At 69.3% G+C, this 22,142-nt stretch carries 21 protein-coding genes and 2 tRNA genes; 4 read left to right on the top strand and 19 right to left on the bottom strand.

Annotated features, from left to right (window positions below):
* Positions 1–131: 131 nt before the first annotated feature.
* Both LTL01_RS14040 and LTL01_RS14035 read right to left on the bottom strand, forming a co-directional pair.
* Positions 132–635: a DUF3145 domain-containing protein gene (locus LTL01_RS14040; RefSeq protein WP_053548702.1), complete on the bottom strand. Its 504-nt coding sequence runs from the start codon at positions 633–635 to the stop codon at positions 132–134.
* 147 nt (positions 636–782) lie between these two features.
* Positions 783–1,556, bottom strand: coding sequence for a hypothetical protein (locus LTL01_RS14035; protein WP_053548636.1), 774 nt, complete (start codon positions 1,554–1,556; stop codon positions 783–785).
* Between the two features lie 161 nt (positions 1,557–1,717).
* Between LTL01_RS14035 and LTL01_RS14030 the strand changes: the two genes are divergently transcribed.
* Together LTL01_RS14030 and LTL01_RS14025 are read left to right on the top strand one after the other, a co-directional pair.
* Entirely contained in the window at positions 1,718–3,724 is a 2,007-nt protein-coding gene (locus tag LTL01_RS14030; protein WP_236969000.1) for a DUF262 domain-containing protein, read from the top strand.
* A gap of 14 nt (positions 3,725–3,738) precedes the next feature.
* Positions 3,739–3,812: transfer RNA gene (locus tag LTL01_RS14025), tRNA-Ile, on the top strand.
* A 4-nt stretch (positions 3,813–3,816) separates the two neighbouring features.
* Here LTL01_RS14025 and LTL01_RS14020 read toward each other — a convergent pair.
* Positions 3,817–4,893 carry a DMT family transporter gene (locus LTL01_RS14020; protein WP_236968999.1) on the bottom strand — a complete coding sequence of 359 codons (1,077 nt, stop codon included), beginning with the start codon at positions 4,891–4,893 and terminating at the stop codon, positions 3,817–3,819.
* A 42-nt stretch (positions 4,894–4,935) separates the two neighbouring features.
* Here LTL01_RS14020 and def point away from each other — a divergent pair, with 42 nt between their 5' ends.
* Positions 4,936–5,502 carry a peptide deformylase gene (gene def, locus LTL01_RS14015; protein ID WP_082334770.1) on the top strand — a complete coding sequence of 189 codons (567 nt, stop codon included), beginning with the start codon at positions 4,936–4,938 and terminating at the stop codon, positions 5,500–5,502.
* A gap of 72 nt (positions 5,503–5,574) precedes the next feature.
* Here the strand turns inward: def and LTL01_RS14010 are convergent.
* From LTL01_RS14010 to recO, 8 genes are all read right to left on the bottom strand, one after another.
* Positions 5,575–5,647, bottom strand: a tRNA-Asn gene (locus LTL01_RS14010).
* A 61-nt stretch (positions 5,648–5,708) separates the two neighbouring features.
* Positions 5,709–6,497: an ATP-binding cassette domain-containing protein gene (locus LTL01_RS14005; protein ID WP_053548634.1), complete on the bottom strand. Its 789-nt coding sequence runs from the start codon at positions 6,495–6,497 to the stop codon at positions 5,709–5,711.
* Between the two features lie 43 nt (positions 6,498–6,540).
* A complete protein-coding gene (gene dnaG / locus LTL01_RS14000; RefSeq protein ID WP_236968998.1) occupies positions 6,541–8,394 on the bottom strand; it encodes a DNA primase in 1,854 nt (617 codons plus the stop codon).
* Positions 8,394–9,731 carry a deoxyguanosinetriphosphate triphosphohydrolase gene (locus LTL01_RS13995; protein ID WP_236968997.1) on the bottom strand — a complete coding sequence of 446 codons (1,338 nt, stop codon included), beginning with the start codon at positions 9,729–9,731 and terminating at the stop codon, positions 8,394–8,396. Before LTL01_RS13995 ends, dnaG begins: the two co-directional genes overlap by 1 nt.
* A complete protein-coding gene (gene dusB, locus LTL01_RS13990) occupies positions 9,724–10,893 on the bottom strand; it encodes a tRNA dihydrouridine synthase DusB (RefSeq protein WP_236968996.1) in 1,170 nt (389 codons plus the stop codon). The genes LTL01_RS13995 and dusB overlap by 8 nt, the downstream gene beginning before the upstream one ends.
* 55 nt (positions 10,894–10,948) lie before the next feature.
* On the bottom strand, positions 10,949–11,629 hold the full coding sequence (locus LTL01_RS13985) for a DsbA family oxidoreductase (RefSeq protein WP_053548698.1): 681 nt from the start codon (positions 11,627–11,629) through the stop codon (positions 10,949–10,951).
* A 234-nt stretch (positions 11,630–11,863) separates the two neighbouring features.
* Positions 11,864–12,676 (bottom strand): isoprenyl transferase, encoded by an 813-nt coding sequence (locus LTL01_RS13980; RefSeq protein ID WP_053548631.1) that lies wholly within the window; start codon positions 12,674–12,676, stop codon positions 11,864–11,866.
* A complete protein-coding gene (gene recO, locus LTL01_RS13975; protein WP_236968995.1) occupies positions 12,673–13,410 on the bottom strand; it encodes a DNA repair protein RecO in 738 nt (245 codons plus the stop codon). Before recO ends, LTL01_RS13980 begins: the two co-directional genes overlap by 4 nt.
* Before the next feature lie 36 nt (positions 13,411–13,446).
* On the opposite strand from recO, the gene LTL01_RS13970 reads away from it, so the two are divergent.
* On the top strand, positions 13,447–14,133 hold the full coding sequence (locus tag LTL01_RS13970; protein WP_053548629.1) for a trimeric intracellular cation channel family protein: 687 nt from the start codon (positions 13,447–13,449) through the stop codon (positions 14,131–14,133).
* 36 nt (positions 14,134–14,169) lie between these two features.
* Here LTL01_RS13970 and leuA read toward each other — a convergent pair whose 3' ends face one another.
* The 8 genes from leuA to dnaJ all read right to left on the bottom strand — a co-directional run bounded on the left by leuA (position 14,170) and on the right by dnaJ (position 22,123).
* Positions 14,170–15,930 (bottom strand): 2-isopropylmalate synthase, encoded by a 1,761-nt coding sequence (gene leuA, locus LTL01_RS13965; protein WP_236968994.1) that lies wholly within the window; start codon positions 15,928–15,930, stop codon positions 14,170–14,172.
* A gap of 169 nt (positions 15,931–16,099) precedes the next feature.
* Positions 16,100–16,999, bottom strand: coding sequence for a GTPase Era (era, locus tag LTL01_RS13960; protein WP_053548627.1), 900 nt, complete (start codon positions 16,997–16,999; stop codon positions 16,100–16,102).
* 1 nt (position 17,000) lies between these two features.
* On the bottom strand, positions 17,001–18,365 hold the full coding sequence (locus LTL01_RS13955; RefSeq protein WP_053548626.1) for a hemolysin family protein: 1,365 nt from the start codon (positions 18,363–18,365) through the stop codon (positions 17,001–17,003).
* Positions 18,362–18,832, bottom strand: coding sequence for an rRNA maturation RNase YbeY (ybeY, locus tag LTL01_RS13950; RefSeq protein WP_053548625.1), 471 nt, complete (start codon positions 18,830–18,832; stop codon positions 18,362–18,364). The genes LTL01_RS13955 and ybeY overlap by 4 nt, the downstream gene beginning before the upstream one ends.
* On the bottom strand, positions 18,829–19,857 hold the full coding sequence (locus LTL01_RS13945) for a PhoH family protein (protein WP_231718041.1): 1,029 nt from the start codon (positions 19,855–19,857) through the stop codon (positions 18,829–18,831). Before LTL01_RS13945 ends, ybeY begins: the two co-directional genes overlap by 4 nt.
* 40 nt (positions 19,858–19,897) lie before the next feature.
* A complete protein-coding gene (locus LTL01_RS13940; protein WP_053548623.1) occupies positions 19,898–20,245 on the bottom strand; it encodes an HIT domain-containing protein in 348 nt (115 codons plus the stop codon).
* Positions 20,246–20,286: 41 nt separating this feature from the next.
* Positions 20,287–21,018, bottom strand: coding sequence for a 16S rRNA (uracil(1498)-N(3))-methyltransferase (locus LTL01_RS13935; RefSeq protein WP_053548622.1), 732 nt, complete (start codon positions 21,016–21,018; stop codon positions 20,287–20,289).
* A 1-nt stretch (position 21,019) separates the two neighbouring features.
* Positions 21,020–22,123: a molecular chaperone DnaJ gene (gene dnaJ, locus LTL01_RS13930; protein WP_053548621.1), complete on the bottom strand. Its 1,104-nt coding sequence runs from the start codon at positions 22,121–22,123 to the stop codon at positions 21,020–21,022.
* Positions 22,124–22,142: the final 19 nt, after the last annotated feature.

Below are 22,142 nucleotides of genomic sequence, written 5' to 3'. Positions count from 1 at the left end.
TCCGATTCGCTCTCCCACTCCCCGGGAGTCCTCTCCGGGGTTCGGTACGCGCGCCTCGTCTCCTGCGTCCGTGCAGCGATCCCTTCCTCGACGATCGCTGCAGGCTTCAGGCGGGCATGACCCGCCAGGCATCAGCCGACCTTGTGCAGCCAGACCACGGGTGCGTCGTCTCCGGCGTGACGGAACGGTTCGAGCTCCTCGTCCCACGCCGCGCCCAGGGCGACGTCGAGCTCGCGCTGGAGTTCTCGCGGGTCGCCCGCGGCGACCTCGATGGCGTAGCGGATGCGATCCTCCGCCACCACGATGTTGCCGGCCGAGTCCGTCTGCGCGTAGTGGATGCCGAGACCGGGGGTGTGCAGCCAGCGTCCTCCGTCGCTGCGCGGAGAGGGATCTTCGCTCACTTCGAACCGAAGATGCTCCCAGCCGCGGATCGCGGTCGCGAGGGCGGCCCCCGTACCCGCGGGACCTTCCCAGTAGTGCTCCGTGCGCCGGCTGCCGGCCAGGATCGGCTGATCCGCCCATTCGAAAGAAAGCGGGCGGCCGAAGACACGGCCCACGGCCCACTCCAAATGCGGGCACAACGCCCGCGGCGCGGAGTGGACGTAGATCACTCCGCGCGTCTGTGCTGTCGCCATCATTTCTCCGATCGTCAGGTGCGTCTTCCCCAACGACCTGACCGGACTGTGGCGTTGCTCTTCAGTTCTCCCGCCATTATCGCCAAGGGGCGGGTGAATCACAAGCCTGTGATTCACCCGCCCCTTGGACGTGAGTCGCGTGGCGGATCAGGCCTCGCTCATCGCCTGGACCTCCGCCTTGCCCTTCGCGGCGTAGTACGCCGCGCGGGCGGCATCGCGTCGCGCCTGCTCGGCCTGTCCCGCGTCGAGGACGTCCTGCGGCACGTCGACGTACTCGGTCGTCGGCCGGCCGTGGTACTTCTCGATGAACGCGTCCAGTTCCGGCCCGGAGGTCCACGAGGTGATGAGGCAGTAGCGCGGCTCATCCCCGTCGTGGTGAACCGCATGCCACAGGCGCTGCGTGTCGACGATCAGCTGGGCGCCGGCGGGCAGGGCCACACGGTACTCGATACTCGGGTCCGTGCGGTTCTCGCGCAGCACGAAGTAGCTGTTCTTGTCGTCGGTGAGGTTGAAGAAGCCGCGGACGACCCACCCGGTCCCGTCCGGGTTCAGACGGTTGTTGTCGTCCTGGTGGAGGTTGTAGAGCGCATCGGCGTACGAGTTGGGCTGGAGTTCGATGATGCGGCAGCGTCCGACGTTCGCTCCGGGCTCCTGCGCGCGCTCGGTCAGCGTGGGCGCCTTCTCCATCTGCGAGGGGATCCAGACGCCGTCCTTGTCGGTGCGCGGGGGCGTGTGATTCCAGAACCCGTTGCACTCGATCTCGCCCTTCGCGGATGCGATTGGGGCGAAGCGGGTGTCGCCGGAGGACTTCCAGTCCACGTACTCGACCTCCAGCCACTCTTTCGGATCGATCTCGCGATCGTAGCTGTCGAGGACGACGAAGCCGGTCTCTTCGAGAGCGGCAGACTTGATGTAACCCATGGGTTGCCTTTCGTCAGCGGGCCAGCGAAGTTTTTACAGGCCCCACTTAGGCAAGCCTACTCCGGGTGGCCTTCGCTCACCGGGGGCGGAGGGCGCGCCGCGTAGAATCGTCCGGGTGCGCCGAGCGGCGCGGACGGCGTGGAAAGGGTGAGAGACAGCTGATGGTGACAGCCACCAATGTCGAGGCGACCGCGGTCAACACCATCGGATGGCTCTCCTCGGGCTCGCGCTCGATCGTCGTCCCCGTGTATCAGAGGCAGTACCGCTGGGATATCGGGGCGTGCGAGCAGCTCCTGAGCGACATCCGCGCCGTGGCGGATCTGGACGACTCCCGGATGCATTTCCTGGGATCGGTCCTGTCGTCGAGCGGGGCCGAAGGCCTGGACCTGGTCCTGATCGACGGTCAGCAGAGGCTGACGACGCTGATGCTCCTCGCCGCGGCGCTCCAGCACACCGTGCGCGGTCACGACGATGACCTCGCGGCCTCACTCACGCGGCTGCTGGTCTCCCCCTCGGATCCGACGCGGACGCGCCTGCGCCCCCATCGCGCGTGGGCGGAGAAGTTCGAGGCCGTCGTGTTCGCGCAGGCCGAGACCGGGATCGGCTCCCGGTTCGCCGACAACTACTCCTTCTTCCGCAGCCAGATCAGTCTCGCCGAGGCCCCTCGCATCTGGCGGGGGTTGCAGAAGCTGGAGCACGTCGCCATCACGCTCGGCCCGGGGGCGAACGCCCAGCAGATCTTCGAGAGCCTCAACTCGACCGGAGAGCCGCTCCGGGACCACGAGCTGATCCACAACTACGTCCTCATGGGTCTCTCCCACGCGGAGCAGCGCGAGATCGAGGAGGGCTTCTGGCTCCCGCTCGAGGAGAACACCGGCGAGGCCATCGCCGCGTTCTGGCGGCACTACCTGGTCCAGCGCACCGGTCGCGAGATCGCACCCGGTCAGCGCGCGGTCTACGACGTGTTCCGCCAGCTGTTCCCGCGCCTCGACATCCCCGCGCTCCGTGAGGTGGCCGAGGAGTGGCGGGTCTACTCCGAGCTGTACCGCACGTTGCTCTCCCCGCGGACCCACGCCGATCCCGCTCTCGCTTCCCGGCTGGCGGGCCTGTCCACGTTCGGCTCCGCACTGCATCCGTTGCTTCTGCGCGCCCTCTACGACCACCGCCGAGGGGCGACCTCGGACGACGAGCTCCGCGACACCCTGCAGCTTGCCGAGACGCTCTCCTTCCGGCGGGCCGTCGTCTCCGTGTCGATGGATCGGATCGTGCCCCGTCTGTGCCGTGCGCGTGACGAGGGGCATGAGGCGCTTCGCGAGGCGATCGCGCGGGTCACCCCGTCCGACGAACGCATCCGCGTGGCGCTGAAATTCTCCCCCCTCCCCCACCCCACGTTCGTTCTCGCCCGACTCGCGGGCCTGGACTCGGCGGAAGGGTATGACGTCGACCACATCGCGCCCGTCGTGCCGGGCGAGGCCTGGACGGGAGGCGACGGGCGCGTGTGGGCCGCGCTCAGCGAGGACGAGCAGAACAGCCACCGGGCACTGTCCGAAACGCTCGGCAACCTCGCGTTGCTGGAGGAGGAGCGCGCGGCGACGGTGTTCGACGCCGGGTTCCCCGCCAAACGCGATGCGTACGCTGGCAGCCGGGTCCCGCAGACCCGTGAGATCGCCGACACAGCCGTCTGGAACACGGCGGCGGTGTCCGCCCGCTCGGCGCACCTGGCGGACGCCGTCGTGCGCACCTGGGCCCGCCCCGATCTCGGCCCGATCGACGACGACGGCCTGACTCCCATCCTCGACGCGGTGCGTCGTCGTGGCTGGCCGCGCGGCTGGCAGCGCGAGTGGTCGTACGTCGAGTACCGCGGGGAGCACTGGGAGGTGCCGGACGCCCGCTACCTCTTCAACCGGATCTTCAAGCGACTCTGGGCCGACGCGCGTCCCGCCGTCGTCGCGTTCAGTGAGCGCAACGGCGGGCCGGTCTACACGGAGGCGTCGTGGACGGGCGACTGGGACGCGCTCGACGAAGGGCACCATCTCTACATGGGTTGGGACTACAGCTACATGCTCGGTGCCGTGCAGGGCGTTCTCGAAGAGGCCGGAATCGCCCCCGAGGTCTTCGTGAAGTACTCCTACATCGGCGAAGCCATGCAGGAGATCGCCGGGCGGTAGGCTCGTCGATGCAGGGGGCGGTGGCCAAGCTGGTCAAGGCAGCGGGCTCATAACCCGACGATCGTGGGTTCAAGTCCCACCCGCCCTACCGATCAGGTCCGGTCGGGATCGTCCGCCGGATCCTTCACCGGCGGCTCCGGCCATACCTTCGACACGGCTTCCGCGATGCGGATCGAGCCGGTCGAAGGAGCCGGTTCGCCCGTGCTCCCGCGTGGGATCGGCAGTTCCTGCGAGTCGCTGACGATCTGCGGGTGGTGTCGCGCCAACTGGAAGACACCCCAGACGGCGACCGCCCCGACGACACCGAAGCCGATGTAGGCCCACAGAGGAGCGCCCATGGCTTCGCGCAGCACGAACAGGCCGATCAGGACCGCGACGATCGGATCGATCACGGTGAGCCCGGCGATGACGAGATCCGGCGGCCCCGACGAATAGGCGGTCTGCACGAAGTACGCACCCACGGCGGTGCCGATGAGAAGCGCGGCGAGGGCCGCGAAGGTCAGCCATTCGATGTTTCCGGCCTGGAACCGGGTGATGACCGTCTTGGCGAGCGTCGCGACGAAGCCGTAGATGATCCCCGCGGCCATGATGTAGAACAGCGCGCCGATCCGGGCACGCAGCCACACCCAGAGACCGGCGAAGACGACGGTGACCACGGCCATGATCACGAGGATCGTGATCACCTGCAGGTCGGTCACCGGCTTCTCCGTGGCGAAGAGCGCGGCGATGGTGACGAAGACGAAGATGCCGCCGACGCACGCCGCGATCGCCACGAGCGACCGCCGGGTCGGTCGATGACCGCTGATCTGCGCGTTCAGCAGGGTCGTGATGACCAGGGCGATCGCGCCGAGCGGCTGGACCATGATCAGGGGAGCGAAAGAGAGGGCCGCGAGCTGGCAGGCGATGGCGAGACCGAGCATCACCGTGCCGAGCACCCACGACGGCCGTGCCAGCAGCTTCGCGACATGTGAACCGGACAGCCCCTGGCGCGCGGCGGTGCCGCTGAGCTGTTCGACCTTGGTGACACCGCGGTGCTGGTACTGCGCTCCGAACGACATGAAGACGGCACCGAGCAGCGCCAGCGGGATGCCGATCAGGATGCCGGGATTCTGGAACGCCCCGACGAGGGTCTCGCCGTACTCTTCCAGTTCGTTCGCGGTCCAGATCACGTAACGACATTAGCCGCGCACCCCGCTGGGTAGGCTCAAGGCGTGGCCGTTCTGCCGATTCGCATCATGGGTGATCCCGTCCTCCACGCTCCCGCCGTGCCCGTCGACACCGTCGACGCCGACATCCGGACGCTCGTGGCGGACATGTTCGAGACGATGGATGCCGCTCCCGGCGTGGGACTGGCGGCGCCGCAGGTCGGGGTGGGGCTGCGGATCTTCACGTACTCGTACGAGGACGATGACGGGCATCCGTGGCGCGGCGTCCTCATCAATCCCGAGCTGTGGATGACACCTCCCGAGCCGGGGCATCCGGATCCCGACGACGAGTCGGAAGGATGCCTGTCGTTCCCGGGTGAGCGCTTCCCGCTGCGTCGTTCGGACCGGGCCGTGGTCACGGGAACGGACCTCGAAGGGGCTCCCGTGCGCATCGAGGTCGACGGGTGGCGCGCCCGAATCCTCCAGCACGAGTTCGATCACCTCAACGGCGTCCTGTACGTGGATCGGCTCGATGACGGTGACGCGCGGATCGTGGCGAAGATCGCGCGCAAGCGGGGCTGGGGCCGCCCCGGGAAGTCGTGGATGCCCGGGGTCGACGACCTCGACGCCTGAGAAACGAGGAAAGCCCGGGGTGGAAGCCCGGGCTTTCGGTGAGAGCCGCGTCAGATGAACGCGGGATTCTCGCTCCCCGGCTTGGACTCGAACCAAGAACCTATCGGTTAACAGCCGATTGCTCTGCCAATTGAGCTACCGAGGAATATGCCCGCCGCAGCAGGCAACCCCACCATCTTAGCAACACACGGAGGGTGCTCGTGAACTCAGGTCGAAACCGGGCTCGGCGTGTCGCCTTCGTCCGGGGTCCAGAGGAGTCCGTCGGATCCGTGACCGTACGCGACGGTGTGTCCGCCCCGAAGGACGAGGACGTCCGTGTCGAGATCCTCGATCACATCGGCGTCGTTGGAGACGATGACCGCCGAGAGGCCGTACGCCTTCTGGCGGTCGAGGATCGCATCCTTCGCCGCCCGTCGGACCTCGACGTCGAGGTTGGCGAAGGGCTCGTCGGCGATGAGCACCTTCGGCTGCAGCACCAGGGCGCGGGCGAAGGCGACCCGCTGCCGCATCCCGGCACTGAGTTCGTAGGGGTATTTCGCCGCGGCGCCGAGCGGCAGCATGAGCTCGTCCAGCAACGCCGCCACCCGCACGGCGAGGGCACGCTGATTCACGCGGCGATCCCGAGAGGTGATCGGCTCACCGATCACCTCCGAAACCGTCAGGCGGGCGGGAAGGCGAGCGCCGGCGGCCTGAGGCAGGTGGGCGGCGACATAGGTCAGCACCCGGCGCGAGCGTCCGGGGCGTCGCACCGAGATCCCCTCCACCTCCGCATCCCCGCCGTCGATGGACAGCCCTGCCGTCTCGATGCCCGAGAGCGCGGTCGCAAGACTCGACTTCCCGGATCCCGTCGGACCCATCACCGTCAGCGCCGACGCACGCGGGAGGACGAAGGAGACCCCGTCCACGACCCGTTGAGAAGGCACCCCCCGGGAGGATCGCGCGACGGACAGGTCGGAACAGCGGATCGCCGTGTCGGTCTCGCGGGGTCGGGCCATCGTGCCATCATGCCCGAGCCCGAGTGACCGGCCAAAGACGCCGTCACTCCTCGGCGAGCATGCGCTCCCGCTCGGCGTCGATCTCACGGAGTCTGATGCGGATGCTGCGCCCGCCGTCGGAGTCGGGCGCGACACGCTGGATCGCGCCGAGCAGCTCGTGCTTCTCCGCTTCCAGCGCGCGCATGACCAGGCGTCTGCTCAGGTCCGTGGCCGACGCCACCGCCTCGTCGTCGTTCTGCGCGGGGAAATTCGCCGCGAGGAGCTCCGCGCCGAGCCCCCTATAGAGCTCGCGGACGTTCCCGATCGCATCGGCCGCCCACCCCGGTCGGGAGAGGTCATCCACCCCTGCCACGGCCTGGCGGACGGCGTCGAGCCCCGGATGCCGGAACGGGAGGCCGATCGCGCGCGCGACGATGTCACCGTCCATGCGGTGACCAAACTGGAGGACCCCCATCAGCGCGTCGCGTTCCATCGCCACATCACGGGTGCGGGGCAGCGTCGCCAGGGTCGGCCGCAGGGAATCGGCGGTCCCCTCCGGGACCCCGGAGGGTGCGGCATCCGTCCGGGGAGACTCTCCCGAGGATCGGCCCGCGCGCGTCACTTCGCGGCGCACGTCCTCGGTGTCCATGCCGAGGCGTCGGGCGAGGACGCGAACGTACTCCGGTTGGAGGAGCGGGTCCCGCAGTTCGGCGACGACGGGTGCGGCCACCCGCAGTGCGCCCACGCGACCCTCGACGGAGGCGAGGTCGAAACCCGCGATGCGCTGGCCGATGACGAACTCGACCATCGGCGCCTTGGTCGTCACCATCGCGCGCACCGCTCGGTCGCCCCGCTGCAGCCGGAGGTCGCAGGGGTCGAGGCCCTCGGGTCCGGTGGCGACATACGTCTGGGCGTTGAACCGCTTCGCGTCGGCGAACGCGCGGAGGGCGGCCTTCTGGCCTGCGGCATCCGGGTCGAAGGTGAAGATCACTTCGCCCGCCGCGGAGTCGTCACCCATCACGCGGCGGAGCACCGAGATGTGGTCGGCGCCGAAAGCGGTGCCGCAGGTGGCGATCGCGGTGGTGATTCCGGCGAGGTGACAGGCCATCACGTCGGTGTATCCCTCGACGACCACCACGCGGTGCTCGCGCGAGATGTCGCGCTTCGCGAGATCCAATCCGTACAGGACGTTCGCCTTGCGGTACACGGCGGTCTCGGGGGTGTTGAGGTATTTCGGTCCGTTGTCGTCCTCGTGGAGCCGGCGGGCGCCGAACCCGATGACCTGCCCGGTGACATCACGGATCGGCCAGACGACGCGACCGCGGAACCGGTCGTACACGCCGCGCTGTCCCTGGGAGACGAGGCCCGCCGCCGACAGCTCATCATCGCGGAAGCCCTTCTCCCGGAGGGCGGTGAGGACACCGGACCAGCCGCGCGGCGCGTAGCCCACGCCGAAGTGCGCCGCCGCGCCGGCATCGAAGCCGCGTTCACCCAGGAACCGTCGGGCGATCTCCGCCTCTCCGGAGGAGAGCTGCCCGCGGAAGTACTCCGCCGCCGCCGCGTTCGCGGCGTAGAGCCGCGTGCGTCCCGTGGTGTCCGGGGCCGCTCCCCCGTCCTCGTAGTGCAGGGCGTAGCCGATGCGGCCAGCGAGCTTCTCGACGGCCTCCGAGAAGGACAGGTGGTCCATGCGGCGGAGGAAGGAGTACACGTCGCCGGATTCGCCGCATCCGAAGCAGTGGTAGAACCCCGCCTGCGGTCGGACGTTGAAGCTCGGACTGCGCTCGTCGTGGAAGGGGCACAGGCCCTTCATGGATCCGACGCCTGCGGGGCGCAGGGCGACGCGCTCTCCGATGATGTCGGCGATGTCGGTGCGCGCCTTGACCTCCTCGACATCCGCCTGCCGGATGCGGCCCGCCATCACCGCCTCCCGTCGGGCGGCGCCGTCATGTGAGGGGACCAGAGTCCCACGGATGCCGGGTCGACCTCGCCGATGAGCCGGGCGTGCCAGGCGATCGCGAGCTGATCGGTGAGGCTCGCCACCTGATCGACGATCACGCGACGGCGTGCGTCATCCGTCTCCGCCGCGGCGAAATCCTCGCGATGCACCGCGTCGAGTTCGCCGGGCGAATCCCACAACGCGCTCGCCAGGCGCTTCAGGAGACGCCGCTGTTCCCTGTACAGCTCCTTGCGGCCGTCGATCGACACCACGAAAGCCCCGATGATGCCCTTGAGGACGGCCATCTCCGCCTCCACGACACGGGGGACGACGACGTGCGCGCGGTAGCGGGTGAGCTCGTGCTCGGGTGCCGCGGCCCGCGTCGCGGCGGTCGCGGCCCGCGCGAACCGACCGATCAGATCGGAGGTGAGGTTCTTCAGCCGTGCGGACGACGCCCGCGTTCCGTCGAACTCCTGCACCCACTCGGGCAGCCGCATGAGGCGGAAGAGGGCGTCCTCGAGCTCGTCGCGGGCGAAGTCGTACCCGACCCATGTCTGGACGGCCGTGAGCAGCGCGTCGTGTTCGCCGGGGTCGGCCAGCCGGACGGGGTCGAGGTAGCCGTTGACGATCGCGTCCTCGAAGTCATGCACCGAGTAGGCGATGTCATCGGAAAGGTCCATCACCTCCGCCTCGATGCAACGGACGCGACCCGGTGCCCCCTCGCGCATCCAGCGGAACACCGCTTCGTCTTCGGGGTAGACCCCGAACTTGAGCCGGCCACCGGGGTCCGGGAGCGGTTGGTCCGCGGTCCAGGGATACTTGCACGCGGCGTCCAGGCTCGCCCGGGTGAGGTTCAGGCCGTGGCTCCGACCGTCCTCGGCGATGACCTTGGGCTCCAGACGGGTCAGGATGCGCAGCGTCTGGGCGTTCCCCTCGAACCCGCCGAACGGCTCCGCCCAGTCATTCAGGGCGCGTTCGCCGTTGTGTCCGAACGGCGGGTGGCCGAGGTCGTGACTGAGGCACGCGGTGTCCACGACGTCAGGCGACAGGTGCAACGCGGTGGCCAGCTCACGGCCGACCTGGGCGACTTCGAGCGAATGGGTGAGGCGGTTGCGCGCGAAATCGACCGGACTCGCGGGACTCAGCACCTGCGTCTTCGCGGCGAGGCGGCGCAGGGCCGCCGAATGCAGCACGCGCGCGCGGTCACGGGCGAATCCGTCCCGCTGCGACCGATGCTGCTCGGGATGGAAGCGCTCGGCGTCGGCGGCGACATAGCCGATCGGCGGCCCGGCGACCGCACCCGCCTGCGCGTCACCCACCGCTGTGATCCGTCTCGGCCTCGGCGAGCGCGGTGGAGGCGGCACCGGTGAGCTCACGGGATTCCAGCCAGCCGTCGGGGAGAGCAGGGCGCTTGGGGGTTCCCGCGCGGCCCCGCTGGCCCTCGGCGGCCGCCCCCGGGTAGGGCGCGTCCAGATCGAGCAGGGCCAGAAGCTCGTCGATCTCGTCGAGCGAGGAGACCGTCGCCAGTCGCGCGCGGACGTCGCCGCCGACCGGATAGCCCTTGAAGTACCACGCGACGTGCTTGCGGATGTCGCGGCATCCGCGCTGCTCGTCTTCGAAGAACTCCGTGAGGAGCTCGGCGTGTCGGCGGAACGCCGCGGCGACGAAGCGCAGATCCGCGTCGACGGGGGCACCGGCATCCGGTGCTCCGAGGGCCCGGGCGAGATCACCGAAGAGCCACGGTCGACCGAGGCATCCGCGCCCGACCACCACGCCGTCGCACCCGGTCTCCGCCATCATCCGCACGGCGTCCTCGGCGGACCAGATGTCGCCGTTCCCGAGGACGGGGACCGAGGTGACGGCGGATTTGAGCTTCTCGATCGCGGCCCAGTCGGCATGGCCGGAATAGAACTCCGAGGCCGTGCGGGCGTGGAGCGCGATCGACGAGACCCCGGCTCCCTCGGCGATGCGGCCGGCCTCCAGGTAGGTGAGGTGGTCGGGATCGATCCCCTTGCGCATCTTCACCGTGAGGGGGACGGAGCCCGCCGCGCGCACCGCGCGCTCGACGATCTCACGGAACAGACCGAGCTTCCACGGAAGGGCCGCTCCCCCGCCCTTGCGCGTCACCTTGGGGACGGGGCATCCGAAGTTCAGATCGATGTGGTCGGCGCGGTCCTCCTCGACGAGCAGCCGTACGGCGGCCTCGACGGTTCCGGGGTCCACACCGTAGAGCTGGATCGAGCGCGGGGTCTCGGACTCGTGGTGGGTGATCAGTCGCATCGTCGTGGCGTTGCGCTCGACGAGGGCGCGCGAGGTGATCATCTCGCTCACGTACAGACCCGCGCCGTATTCGCGACAGAGGCGTCGGAACGCGGTGTTGGTGATCCCCGCCATCGGGGCGAGGACGACGGGCGCATCCAGGGCGATCGGCCCGATGCGCAACGTGCTCGGCGGCGCGGTCGCAATACTCACGGGCCCCATTCTCCCAGGTCGGCAGAGGGTCGCGTCACCGGCCCGCGACGCCGTGCGCACCCGCTCACGCGGGTGCGACGACCTCGTCGGATCGCTCGTCCCGCACCCGACGGAGGATCTGGGCGAATCCGTCTGCAGGCTGCGCGCCCGCCACTCCGTACTTCTCGTCGATGACGAAGAAGGGGACGGCGGTGATGCCGTACGCGACCGCTTGTGCCTTGTCGGCGGCGACGGCCGGGGCGAACCGCCCCGATCGCAGCGCCTCCGCCGCGGCCGTCGGGTCGAGGCCCGCCTCCCCCGCGAGGGTCGCGAGTTCCTCGATGCGTCCGAGATGACGCCCCTCCGTGAAGTACGCCGCCATGAGTCGCTCGGCGACATCACCCTGTCGGCCCTGCTCCCGTGCGAAGTGGAGCAGCTCGTGGGCCTTGAGGGTGTTCGTGTGCCGGAGGATGTCGAAGCGGTACTCGAGGCCCGCGTCGGCCGCCATCGCGCCGACGCGGTCGAGCATCTGCTGGGCCTGCTCCTCGGACACGCCGCGGTGGGCGGTCAGATACTGGACCTCACCCCCGTCGAAGTCCTCGGGGGTGTCGGGCGACAGCTCGTACGAATGGAAGACGACCTGCACCTCGGGCGCGTCGCCGTCCTCCGCGACCTGAGCGATCCCCGTCTCGAGGTTCCGCTTGCCGATGTAGCACCACGGGCAGGCGATGTCGCTCCACACGTCGATTCTGATGGGTTCCGTCACCCTCGACCGAACATCGGGAACGCGTGCGTCTATTCCCGGTCGGACGTGATCGCGCGTCGCGGTTCTGATGTTGAACAGGACCGTGCCGATGAACTGCGTCGCCGCCGACCACCAGTCCGCGGCGGCCGCCCCGCGCAGGGCGTTCTCCGGCGGCCGCCGTCCGCTCAGCGCGAGGTGGATGAAGGCGGCGGCGGTGAAGAACACCGAGCCGACGACGAAGGTGCTCCGACGCGCTCACAGAGCCGGCGGCTCGGGCGTGTCGACCGCGCCGCCGAAGCGTCGATCCCGGTCCAGGTACAGCTCGATCGCCCGCCACAGATCGGTGCGGGAGAAGTCCGGCCACAGCGTGTCGAGGAAGACGAACTCCGCGTAGGCGGATTCCCACAGGAGGAAGTTCGAGGTGCGCTGTTCGCCGCTGGAGCGGACGAAGAGGTCGACATCGGGCATGTCCGGCAGGTAGAGCCGGCGTGCGATGAGCTTCTCGGTGACGGCGGAGGGACGCAGACGCCCCGCTGCGACGTCGTCGGCGATGGAGCGCATCGCGTCGACGAGCTCGATGCGCCCGCCGTAGTTCACACACATCGTCAACGTCAACGTGGAGTTGTCGCGGGTGAGCTCCTCCGCGTATCGGAGCTCCTTGATGACCGAGCCCCACAGGCGCGGTGTGCGACCCGCCCAGCGGACGCGCACGCCCCACTCGTTCAGCTGATCGCGGCGTCGGTGCAGGACGTCGCGGTTGAACCCCATCAGGAAGCGGACCTCGTCCGGCGAGCGCGACCAGTTCTCGGTGGAGAAGGCGTACACCGAGAGATGGCGTACCCCCGCCTGGATCGCGCCCGCCACGACATCCAGGAGAGCCGCTTCACCGGCGCGGTGGCCCTCGACGCGCGTGAGACCGCGCCGGTTCGCCCAGCGACCGTTGCCGTCCATCACGATGGCGACGTGCTGGGGCACCCCCTTCTTCGGGAAGGCCGGAGGGTGGATGCCGGTCCAGTCGATCGGGCGGTACGGCACGGCGTCGCGATGCGTGTAGGGCTTGGGAGTCATGAGACCGTTCCGCGAGAGGAGACATGGGACAGTGCGCGGATGCCGCGCTCGAGGTGCCACTGCGCGTAGGCCGACACCAGACCGGACGCCGCGTTGGTCGCACCCGCGGTCGCCGTGTCCACGGCATCCCAGTCCCCGGACATGAGGGCGCGGAGCACCACGGCCGTCGAGCGGTCGATGCGCGCGGACCCGGTGGGCGCGCACGCCGCGCAGACCATGCCGCCGAGCTGCGCGACGAAGGCGTCGTGCGGACCCGGGGCGCCGCACCGGGCGCACTCGTCGAGTCCGGGCGCCCAGCCCGACAGCGCCATGGCGCGCAGGAGGTAGGAGTCCAGGATCGCGCGGGAAGCGTGCTCGCCGCGGGAGAGAGCGCGAAGCCCGCCGACGAGGAGGAAGTACTGCTGCGTCGTGGCGTCCGCCTCGCTCAGCCGGTCCGCGGCCTCCACCATCGCGTGGGCGGAGGTGTAGCGGTCGTAGTGTGCGACGATGTCGGCGCCGTAGGACCCGAGGGATTCCGCCTGCTGCACGATGTCGAGGGAGCGCCCCTTGTACAGCTGCACATCGGCCACCATGAACGGCTCCAGCCGTGCTCCGAAGCGCGACGACGTCCGTCGCACCCCCTTGGCCACGGCGCGGACCTTGCCGTGTCGGCGGGAGAGGAGCGTGAGGATGCGGTCCGCCTCACCCAGCTTGTGGGTGCGCAGGATCACCACCTCGTCGCGATACGTGGGCACTGCTCGATTATCCCTGCGACCGCGCACAATAGAGGCGTGGACGAGCCGATCTTCGTGATCCCCCTGTGGGCGGACCTCCTCGCCGTCGGACTCGGCGGCATCCAGGGGGCGCTGTTCGCTTCCGGATTCCGCGGCGAGCGACGCCTGGACCTCCTCGGCGTCGCCATCATCGGCATCGTCATGGGCATGGGCGGCGGACTCATCCGCGACCTGCTGCTGAACGTTCCGCCCGTCACCCTGCAGAGCAACTGGTATCTGCTCACCGCGACGGCCGCCGCGCTCGTGGGGATGCTGCTGGCCGGGGTCTTCCGACGCCTGAACGCGCTGATCGTCGGTCTCGACGCCGTCGTGATCGGCCTGTTCGGCGCCTTCGGCACCACCAAGGCGTTGGCGCTCGGTCTCCCGCCGGTCCCCGCGGTGTTCGTGGGGGTGTGCGCGGCCGTGGGCGGCGGCATCCTCCGCGACATCATCATGGGTCTGCCGGTGGCGATCATGCACGTCGGATCGCTCTACGCCGTGGCCGCAGCCGCCGGGTGCGCCACCCTGGCCATCACCACCGAGCTCGGCGGAGCCGCCGGGGTCGCGGCTATCGCGGGAGTGGCGGTGACCGCGGTCATCCGGGTGCTCGCGGTGGTGTTCGACATCTCGCTTCCCGAGCAGCGTGCGCTTTATCGGCGCAAGGTGGCGGTGGAGACCTCGTCGATCGCCCTCCCCAAGTCCTGACCTCCCGCCCCGCCGCCCTCGCGGTGAGGGGGAAGGTCAGACGGCGGTGAGTTCCGCGGCGTGGGCCCGGGTGCGGATCGCGCGGTTCACGCCGGAGACGATGGCCTTGAGGGATGCCGTCGAGATGTCGTTGTCGATGCCCACGCCCCACAGGCGCTCGCCGTCGACCTGGAGCTCGACGTAGGCAGCGGCTTGCGCGTCCCCGCCGGAGCTCAGCGCGTGCTCCACGTAGTCGTAGAGCGTGACGTCGAATCCCTGGGCGCGGATGATCTCCAGGAACGCGGCGACGGGGCCGTTGCCCCGGCCGGACGCCTGGATGCTCTCGTCGCCGTCCCGGAGGGTCACATCGAGCGCGACGTCCGCGGACAGGTCGCTCTGCGACCGGGTCGAGAGCAGCTCGAACCGGCCCCAGCGATGGTCGTCGTGCGCGGCGGGCAGGTACTCGTCGGTGAAGACCGACCAGATCTGCTCGCTCGTGACCTCGCCGCCCTCGGCATCCGTCTTGGCCTGGACGACTCCGGAGAACTCGATCTGCAGGCGACGGGGCAGGTCCAGGGCGTGATCGCTCTTCAGCAGATACGCCACGCCGCCCTTGCCGGACTGGGAGTTGACGCGGATGACCGCTTCGTAGGAGCGGCCGAGGTCCTTCGGGTCGATGGGCAGATATGGAACCGCCCATTCGATCTCGTCGACGGTGACGCCCTGCGCCTGGGCACGGGACTCCATCGCCTCGAAGCCTTTCTTGATCGCGTCCTGGTGCGAGCCGCTGAATGCCGTGAACACCAGATCGCCGGCCCACGGGCTGCGCTCCGGCACCGGCAGCTGGTTGCAGTACTCCGCGGTCCGCTTGACGTGATCGATGTCGCTGAAGTCGATCTGCGGGTCCACGCCCTGCGTCAGCAGGTTGATCCCCAGCGCCACCAGGTCGACGTTTCCGGTGCGCTCGCCGTTGCCGAACAGGCAGCCCTCGATACGGTCGGCGCCGGCCATGTAGCCGAGCTCGGCCGCAGCGATGGCCGTGCCGCGGTCGTTGTGCGGATGCAGGGACAGGATGACGTTCTCGCGGTGCGCGAGATGCCGGCTCATCCACTCGATCGAGTCGGCGTACACGTTGGGGGTCGTCATCTCCACGGTCGCGGGCAGGTTGATGATGACCTTGCGTTCGGGCGCGGGCTCGAAGACTTCGATCACCTGGTTGCAGACGTCGACCGCGAACTCCAGCTCGGTGCCGGTGTAGCTCTCCGGGGAGTACTCGTAGAAGACCTTCGTCTCGGGGATGCGCTTCTCGAACTCACGGCACAGCCGCGCGCCCTCGAGGGCGATGTCGATGATCCCCTGCTTGTCGGTGCGGAACACCACCTCGCGCTGCAGCACGCTCGTCGAGTTGTAGAGGTGGACGATCGCCTGCTTCGCGCCCGCGATCGCCTCGTACGTGCGCTCGATCAGGTGCTCGCGTGCCTGGGTGAGGACTTGGATGGTGACGTCACCGGGGATCGCATCGTCCTCGATGAGGTGACGGACGAAATCGAAATCGGTCTGGCTCGCCGACGGGAAGCCGACCTCGATCTCCTTGTAGCCCATGCCGACGAGCAGATCGAACATGATCCGCTTGCGCTCCGGGCTCATCGGGTCGATGAGCGCCTGGTTGCCGTCGCGGAGATCGACCGCGCACCACCGCGGGGCGGCCGTGATCCGGCGGTCGGGCCACGTGCGATCGGGCAGCTCCACCCGGATCTGCTCGTGGAACGGGCGGTACTTGTGGATGGGCATGCCCGAGGGGCGCTGGGTGTTTTCCATGATTCGTCGCTTCAGATCGTGGGCCCGAGAGGGGGCCGGCTGGATGCCGATGGGTGCGGACCGACGACAAGCTCCGCGACGAGGAGGGTCCTAGAACGAGGACTCGTCGCGGCGACTAAGAAGGAGAAGCCCGCCGAAGCGCATGCGTCGATGGTAGCAGGACCCCGGCTCAGAATCCGAGGCGCCCGAGCTGCTTGGGATCGCGTTGCCAGTCTTTCGCGACCCGCACATGCAGCTTCAGGAAAACACGCGTCCCCACCAGCGGCTCGATCTGGGCACGGGCGCGCGCGCCGACGTCGCGGAGGCGCGAGCCCTTGTGTCCGATGATGATCGCCTTCTGGCTGTCCCGCTCGACGATCACGTTGGCGTGGATGTCTGTCATGTCGCCGGTCTCGCGGCGCGCGATGTCCTCGATGGTGACAGCGATCGAGTGGGGCAGCTCGTCCCGGACGCCGTCGAGGGCCGATTCCCGGATGATCTCCGCGATGCGATCCTCGCGGGATTCATCGGTGACGACGTCCTCGGGGTACAGCGCGGGCCCGGTCGGCATCATGGCCAGAAGCTCGTCGGCGAGCACGTCCAGCTGGTCGCGCGTGAGGGAGGACAGCGGGATGACGGCATCCCAGTCCTCGCGGAGGGCATCCACTTCGACCAGGCGATCGGTGATCTGCTCGCGCGACGCCGCGTCCGTCTTGGTGACGATCGCGACCTTGCGCGCCCGGGGATATCCCGACAGGGACTCCGCGATGCGACGATCGCCGGGCCCGACCTTCTCGGTGGCCGGCACGCAGAATCCGATGACGTCGACGTCCCCGAGGACCGACTCGACGAGGTCGTTCAGGCGCTGCCCGAGGAGCGTGCGGGGCTTGTGGAGACCCGGCGTGTCGACGATCACGAGCTGACCGTCCGGTCGGGTGACGATGCCGCGGATCGCCCGACGCGTCGTCTGCGGCTTGTCGCTGATGATCGCGACCTTCTCGCCGACGAGGGCGTTGGTCAGCGTCGATTTGCCGACGTTCGGTCGCCCGACGAAGGTCACGAATCCCGAACGGAACGTGTCAGTGGTCATCTCAGTTCTTCCCTTCGCGGGGGTCGTCGCTGCGGGTCTCCGCACCTCCGGTGCCCACCGTGCGCAGTTCTCCGGTTCGCGGATGCCGCTCCCCCACGTTCTCGTCGACCGGCGACGGCGCGCGTTCGACGAAGACGGTCGCGATCCCGCGCCCGCGGCCGCGCGAGGCACCGCCGATCATGACGAGGCCGGCGTATTCGGCGGTGGCGCCGGCTTGCGGAACACGCCCGAGAGCCTTGCCGAGCAGGCCGCCGATGGAATCGACGTCTTCGTCCTCGATGTCGATCCCGAAAAGGTCGCCGACCTCGTCGACGCCGAGGCGGGCACTGACGCGGTAGTGGCCGGGCCCGATCTCCTCGATCTCGTCCGCCCGCGGGTCGTATTCGTCGGCGATCTCGCCCACGAGCTCTTCGATCAGATCCTCCAGAGTGACCAGGCCCGAGACGCCCCCGTACTCGTCGACCACGAGGCACACGTGCACGGCATCGCGCTTCATCTGCTGGAGGAGGGTCTCGGCGCGCATCGACTCGGGGACGAACACCGCCGGGCGCGCCACGCGGGCGGCGGGTGCATCGCGCCAGCCGACCTCGTCACGGAAGCCGAACTGCACGAGATCCTTCAGGTAGAGGACCCCGATCACGTCGTCGGCCTCGTCGTCGACGATCGGCACCCGCGAGACGCCCTTGTCGAGGAAGATGGCCATGGCCTCGCGCGTCGACGCCGCGGCATCCACCGTCACCATGTCGGTGCGCGGCACCATGACGGCGCGCACGTACGTCTCTGTGAAATCGAACACCGAGTGGATGAGCTCGCGGTCGTCCTCCTCGATCAGGTCGTTCTCCGCGGCCTCGTCGATGATGCTCAGCAGCTGCTCCTCCGATGCGAAGGACCCTGTCCGTGCGCGTCCCGGAGCGACACGTGTGCCGATGGCGGCGAGGCCGTGTGCGAGGGGACCGAGGAGGACGCGGACGCCGCGGACGACGGGCGCCGCGGCGCGGAGCAGACCGCGGGCGTGCTGCCGACCCACGCTGCGGGGGCTCGCGCCCACGACGATGTAGGAGATCCCCGTCATGAGCACGGCCGCGGCGAGCATGGCCCACCAGATGTTGTCGAACAGCAGGGTGAGGGCCACCGTCACCAGGACGGCCGCGGTGGTCTCTGCCAGCACTCGGATGAAGATGACGGCGTTGGTGTGGGCTTCGGGGTCGACCGCGATGCGCCGCAGAGACACGGCATTGCGGCCGTCCGAGCCGAGCTCCGCCAGGTCGGCGCGGGAAGTCACGCCGAGGGCGGCGTCGAGGGCCACCATCAGGAAGCCGAAACCGAGCAGAAGGGCGGCCCCGACGAGCAGGAGCGCTTCGGTCATGTGCGAGGCCGACGGCGTTCGGCCGCGTGGAAGCTCGCGATGAGCTCGCGCTGGAGGCCGAACATCTCCCGTTCCTCCTCCGGCTCGGCATGGTCGAAGCCGAGGAGGTGGAGCAGGCCGTGGGTGGTGAGCAGGATCAGCTCATCGGCGGTCGAGTGCCGGGCCGCGACCGCCTGCGCCTCCGCGACCTGCGGGCACAGCACGATGTCGCCGAGGAGTCCGGGAGGCGTGGGCATGTCCTCGGTCCCCGGGCGGAGCTCGTCCATGGGGAAGCTCAGGACGTCGGTCGGCCCCGGCTCGTCCATCCACTGGACGTGGAGCGATTCCATCGCGCCCTCGTCGACCAGGAGGATGGCGACATCCGCGTCCGGACTCACGCGCAGTTCCGACAGGTTGTGCTCCGTGAGGCGGAGGAGCACGGTCTCGTCGACGTCGATCCCCGACTCGTTGCTGATCTCGATCGTCATGAACGCCCCCTCTTGCCCAGACGGTCGCGCGGGCCTGCGCCGCGCGGTCCTCCGCGTCGGTCGGCGCGGTTGGCGAACTCGCTCGCCTCATCGCGCTCGCGTCGAGCCGCCAATCGCTTCTCGTCGTAGGCGCTGTACGCGTCGACGATGCGTCCGACCAGCGTGTGCCGGACGACATCCTCCGACGTCAGATGGGCGAAGTGGATGTCATCGATGTCCGACAGCACGCGGGTCACCAGGCGGAGTCCGGACGCCCCCTGCGGGAGGTCGACCTGGGTGACGTCGCCGGTGACGACCATCCGGGTCCCGAACCCCAGTCGCGTGAGGAACATCTTCATCTGTTCCGGCGTCGTGTTCTGCGCTTCGTCGAGGACGACGAAGGAGTCGTTGAGGGTGCGTCCGCGCATATACGCAAGCGGCGCGACCTCGATCGTGCCGGTCGCCATGAGCTTGGGGACCAGCTCCGGATCCATCATCTCGTTGAGGGCGTCGTAGAGCGGGCGCAGATAGGGATCGATCTTGTCGGTGAGAGTCCCGGGGAGGAAGCCCAACCGCTCCCCCGCCTCGACGGCAGGGCGCGTGAGGATGATCCGGTTGACCTCCTTGCGCTGCAGGGCCTGCACCGCCTTCGCCATGGCGAGGTAGGTCTTCCCGGTACCGGCCGGACCGATGCCGAACACGATCGTGTGATCCTCGATCGCGTCGACGTACGCCTTCTGCCCCGCCGTCTTCGGCCTGATCACCTTGCCCCGCGAGGAGAGGATCGCCTCTCCGAGCACCTCGGACGGGCGGGGGCCGCCGTCGCTGCGGAGGATCCGGTTGGATGAGGAGACGTCGGAGGGAGCGAGGTCGTGCCCCGCTCGCGTCATCTCGAGCAGCTCGTCCACGAGCCGCCGCGCCGCCGCGACGTCGTCGGTCGCCCCCGAGAGGGTGATCTCGTTCCCGCGGACGAGCACGTCCACACTCGGGTGCTCCCGCTCGACCACACGGAGCAGCCGATCCTGCGGGCCGAGGAGCTGGACCATCGCCACCCCGTCGGCGTAGATGCGTTCTGTCGAGGTGTCGTCAGCCACCGAGACTCTTCTCCCCCAGCCCACCGGCCAGGACGTGTGCGTGCACATGGAAGACCGTCTGACCGGCGCCGGCGCCGGTGTTGAACACCAGTCGGAAATCGCCGTCACCGTGTTCCGCGGCGAGCGAAGACGCGAGACCGATCATCTCGGCCAGGATGTCGGGTGCACCGGCCGCGAGCTCCACGACGTTGCGGTACTCCTCCGACTTGGGGATCACCAGGAGATGCAGGGGCGCCTGCGGCGCGATGTCGCGGATGGCGAAGACGTTCTTGGTCTCGGCGAGGATCTCCGCGGGGATGTCTCCGCGGAGGATGCGGGTGAAGATCGACGACTCGGCCATAGCGGCCAGTCTATCCGCGCGGATTGCGAGGACCGGCGGGGTCACCAGCGCTCGAGCGACGCGCTCAGGACCGCGAGCGCCGCGGGCCCCGCCGTGGAGGTGCGCAGCACCGTGTCGCCGAGGCGCGCGACAACGGCCCCCGCGTCGGAGAAGGTGCGGAGCTCGCCGTCCGATATCCCGCCTTCGGGCCCGACGACGAGGACGACGTCCTCGTCGTCGGTGAAGCGGAGTTCGCTCACGCGCTCCGACCCGTCGGGGTCGAGGACGACGAGGTGAGCCGCGGCGAACGCGGACGCGACCTCGCGCGTGGTCGCGAGGGGCGCGACGGCGGGGATCCAGGCCCGGTGCGCCTGCTTGGCCGCCTCCCGGACGATCGTGGTCCAGCGAGCACGACCCTTGATCGCCTTGGCCGCATCCCAGCGCGACACGCTGCGCTCCGCCTGCCACGGGACGATCTCATCGACGCCGAGTTCCGTCGACGCCTGAACGGCGAGCTCGTCCCGATCGCCCTTCGCCAGCGCCTGGACCAGCACCACGCGCGGGCGGGAAGCCGGGACCTCGCGTCGCACCGTGACCGCGACCACCACGCGCCGGGGCGCGACCTCCGTGCAGGTACCCTCCGCCCAGACCCCTCGGCCGTCCCCGATCGTGACGGCCTCCCCCGCCCTCACTCGGCGCACCGTCGCGGCGTGGTGCGCCTCGGTACCGGAGAGGACGAGGTCGTCGCCGACGGCGGCGTCGGAGACGGCATCCGTCACGAAATGCAGAGCCATCTCAGTGGCGGAACCGATCGCGGAGCTTCGCGAACAGTCCCTGATGGAACTCGGAGAGCCGAGGGGAGGGCGCCTTCGTGCGTCGGGCGAACTCTTCGATCAGCGCACGTTCCTTCGCGTCGAGTCGGGTGGGGGTCACGACGTGGACTCCGACGCGCAGATCGCCGCGCTGAGAACCGCGCAACGGAGTGATGCCCCGTCCCTTGATGGTCAGCACGTCGCCCGCCTGCACGCCGGGACGGATCTCGAGATCGACCGGGCCGTCCAACGACGTGATGGTGGTGGTCGTCCCGAGGATCGCGTCGGGCATCGACACCTCGAGGGTGGCGAGCAGATCGTCCCCCTCGCGGCTGAACGCGTCGTGCGGGGCGACGGAGATCTCGATGTACAGGTCGCCGTTCGGGCCGCCGGCGGGCCCCACCTCTCCCGAGCCCGGAAGCTGGAGGCGGAGACCGGTCTCGACGCCGGCGGGGATGTCGAGGGAGACCGTTCGGCGGGAACGGACCCGTCCCTGTCCCTGGCAGGTGGCGCACGGGTACGGGATGGTCGTGCCGTATCCCTGGCATACCGAGCAGGGCTGGCTCGTGACGACGTTCCCGAGCAGGCTGCGGACCTGACGCTGGACGTGCCCCGATCCGTGGCAGATGTCGCATGTCACGGGTGCGGTGCCCGGCTGACAGCAGGACCCCTCGCAGGTCTCGCACCCCACGGCGGTGTCGACCTCGATGTCGCGGTGCACGCCGAAGACGACGTCGCCGAGTTCGAGGGAGACCTTCACGAGGGCGTCCTGCCCGCGCTCCCGACGCGAGCGCGGACGCCCCGCGCGGGCTCCGCCGCCGCCGAAGAAGGTCTCGAAGATGTCACCGAAGCCGCCGAACCCGGCACCGCCGAGTCCACCGCCGTCGCCGCCCATGTCGTACCGGGCACGCTGATCGGGGTCGCTCAGCACGTCGTACGCGTGGGTGACGAGCTTGAAGCGCTCGGCCGCGTCGTCTCCCGGATTGACATCCGGGTGCAACTGGCGGGCCAGGCGCCGGTACGCCTTCTTGATCTCATCCGGACTGGCGTCGCGCGCGACGCCGAGGACCTCGTAGTGGTCAGTCACGGTGGCCTTTCTGCCCGCG

Source organism: Microbacterium aurantiacum (assembly GCF_021654035.1).
GTDB lineage: Bacteria > Actinomycetota > Actinomycetes > Actinomycetales > Microbacteriaceae > Microbacterium > Microbacterium aurantiacum.
Note: the sequence above shows the minus strand (reverse complement) of the source record. Positions and strands in the feature narration are given on the sequence as shown.